This window comes from Acidisoma cellulosilyticum (assembly GCF_020621385.1).
GTDB classification, from domain to species: Bacteria; Pseudomonadota; Alphaproteobacteria; order Acetobacterales; family Acetobacteraceae; genus Acidisoma; species Acidisoma cellulosilyticum.
Genome location: NZ_JAESVA010000036.1, coordinates 1 through 2,555, shown reverse-complemented (window position 1 = coordinate 2,555; position 2,555 = coordinate 1). Strand labels below are relative to the sequence as shown.

Annotated in this window: 3 protein-coding genes; all 3 read right to left on the bottom strand. The window is 61.6% G+C overall.

Features of this window, described 5'->3' with window-relative positions; translation table 11 throughout:
- Positions 1-52: 52 nt before the first annotated feature.
- The 3 genes from tnpC to tnpA all read right to left on the bottom strand — a co-directional run bounded on the left by tnpC (position 53) and on the right by tnpA (position 2,442).
- Positions 53-1,657, bottom strand: a complete 1,605-nt coding sequence (gene tnpC, locus ACELLULO517_RS28395; RefSeq protein WP_227310865.1) for an IS66 family transposase — start codon at positions 1,655-1,657, stop codon at positions 53-55.
- A gap of 63 nt (positions 1,658-1,720) precedes the next feature.
- Positions 1,721-2,077, bottom strand: coding sequence for an IS66 family insertion sequence element accessory protein TnpB (gene tnpB / locus ACELLULO517_RS28390; RefSeq protein ID WP_227310864.1), 357 nt, complete (start codon positions 2,075-2,077; stop codon positions 1,721-1,723).
- Positions 2,074-2,442 carry an IS66-like element accessory protein TnpA gene (tnpA, locus tag ACELLULO517_RS28385; protein ID WP_227310866.1) on the bottom strand — a complete coding sequence of 123 codons (369 nt, stop codon included), beginning with the start codon at positions 2,440-2,442 and terminating at the stop codon, positions 2,074-2,076. The genes tnpB and tnpA overlap by 4 nt, the downstream gene beginning before the upstream one ends.
- Positions 2,443-2,555 lie beyond the last annotated feature (113 nt).

Sequence of the window (2,555 nt, the reverse complement as noted above, 5' to 3'; positions counted from 1 at the left end):
GTAAGCGGTCGTTTATCGCCGGGTCGGGGACTACGGGCGAGCGGAGGCTGAGTTACGCTGCGGCTTTGGCTTCAGCGACAGGCGGCTGCCAAGCCCAAGGCATGAGCTCATCAAGACGACTATTTGGCCAGCCCTGCACGATTTTGGTGAGAACATCGGTGATGTAGGCCTGAACGTTCACGCTGAGCATTTTGCAGGTCTCGACGATCGATGCGGTGACAGCCCAGTTTTCGGCGCCGCCATCACTTCCGGCAAAAAGGCTGTTTTTCCGGGTCAGGCATAGGGGCCGCAGAGCACGCTCGACAGTGTTAGAGTCGATTTCCACGCGGCCATCATCGAGGAAGCAGATCAGGCCGCTCCAATGGTCGAGTGCATAATCAACGGCCTCCTCAAGGGATGAGCCTTTCATGACCTGGGCTTTGGTCGCGAGCAGCCATTGCCGGAAGCTTTCCACAAGTGATGCCGTGCGTTCTTGCCGTACAACCTGACGATCTGCCGCTGAACGGCCGCGGATATCATCCTCAATAGCGTAAAACGCGCGGATCCGCCTGACAGCCTCCTCTGCAAGAGGCGTTGATCCATCAGTCTTCATGAGTTTGAAGAACGCCCGGCGGCAATGGCTCCAGCAATGAGCGAGCCGCAATTCGGGACGTTCCTGGGCCAGCGACTTGTAGACGCGATACCCGTCGCATTGCGCGACACCGGCAAAGCCCTCCAACGCGCGCCTGCCGTGGAGAGTGGCGCGGCCGGGGCCATAGGCAAAGACCACCGTCGGCGGGTCCTGGCTGCCATAGGGCCTACCATCCCGGGCAATGGCCCAGAAGTAGCTGACCTTGGTGCGGCCGCGTCCGGGATCGAGGACGCGCACCTCGGTTTCGTCGATAAAGAGATGCGAACCGCTGAGCAGGATCTCGCGCATTCGCCGCCAGATCGGCATCAGTTCCCCTGCACCCCGCCCAGCCCAGCCGGTGACCACGTTGCGGTTGATGCGGATGCCCTGCCGCGCCATGGCCTGCACCTGCGTGTAAATCGGCACGTGATCGGCGTGCTTGGCGACCAGGACCTGGGCCACCAAAGCCTCGCTCGGTAGGCCGCCCTCGACGACATGAGCGGGGGCTGGGGCCTGTATGATCTGGCCGTCGCAGGCCCGGCAGGCGTACTTCGGCCGCACCGTACGGCGGATGAAGTATTGCACCGGCACGATGTCCAGGCGATCGGCGCTCGTCTCCCCTATCCGGTGAAGCGCCCCATGGCAGCAGGGGCATTCCAGGATTTCGGGCTCCAGCACCTCTTCCACGACCGGCAGATGAGCAGGCAGCGAGGCCCTGGCTTCATGAGGATCACGGCGGCGGCGCTTGCCACCCGTTAAAGCCTGCTGTTCGTCTTCGAGACGTTCGATCTGGGCTTCGAGCGCAGCTTGGGTCAGGTCGATATCTTCGAAGCCCAGGGCCAATTGGTCAGCATGCAGTTTCTCCGACCGTTTGCCGAATTTCAGCGCGCGCAGTTCGTCGTTGTTCTTCTTCAACTGGCCGATCAGGGTCTCGAAGCCGGTGATGATCCCTTCGAGGTGCCTGACCTTCGCGCGCAGACCGTCAACCGTCTCTGCATCCAAAGGCGTGTCGCCGGGCTCACTGCGGGCGGGATCGGCTTGGGTCATCTTGCCGATTTTGTACCACACGCAGCCTACTTGGAGAAGAAAACCCAGTCCAGATAACGGGTTTTATCTTATAGCACTCGGTGCCATCGCTGGGTCCTGAGGATAAACTCGTCGCCACTCAAGCCCTTCGAAGAGGGCAGCTCCTTGAGCCGCGGAGAGACGCATACAGCCGTCTACGATGGGCGGCCACCGGAAGGCCGCGCCCGCCAGCGACTTCCACACCATCACCAATCCAGTCTGATCCCAGGCGATGATCTTGACCCTATCGGCCCGGCGGGACCGGAAGATGACAATCACCCCCGCAAAGGGATCTTCCTTCAGAACCTCCTTCGCCAATGCCGCCAGGCTCTCGCCGCCGCGACGGAAGTCCACGGGTTTGGCCGCCACGACGATCCGAGCCCCCGCCGGGAAGCTGATCATGCCGGAAGGCTCCTGAGCGCCTGCACCACCCGGACCACAAGGCCGATATTCGTCTGGCCCGTGACGCGGACCGTCACGCCATTCACCGACAGGTTAAGGCCACCATGATCAGGCGCCGCGCCCGTTGGCTCCCCAAGCCCTATCGACACCTCCGCGAAGGTCATCTCGTCCGTCACTGGAACCGCGAGTTCGCCGCTACGCGCTTGTCGGCGCCATTCGAAGAGTTGCTGAGGGCTGATATCGTGCCGCCGGGCCACATCCGACGCCGTTCGGCCTTTCTCAAAACTCTCGGCGACAATCCGCCCCTTGTCTTCTTCGCTCCACCGGCGACGTCGGCTCGAACAAACCTCTCCGCGAGGCAACATCACCACCGAGCTTTTATCATTAAACATGACATTACCTACAAAAGCTGTCTCACAGCTTCCGTTGTCATGTCGTTCGCACCCGTTTCGCTACGCGCAGAAAAACGACCGCTTAC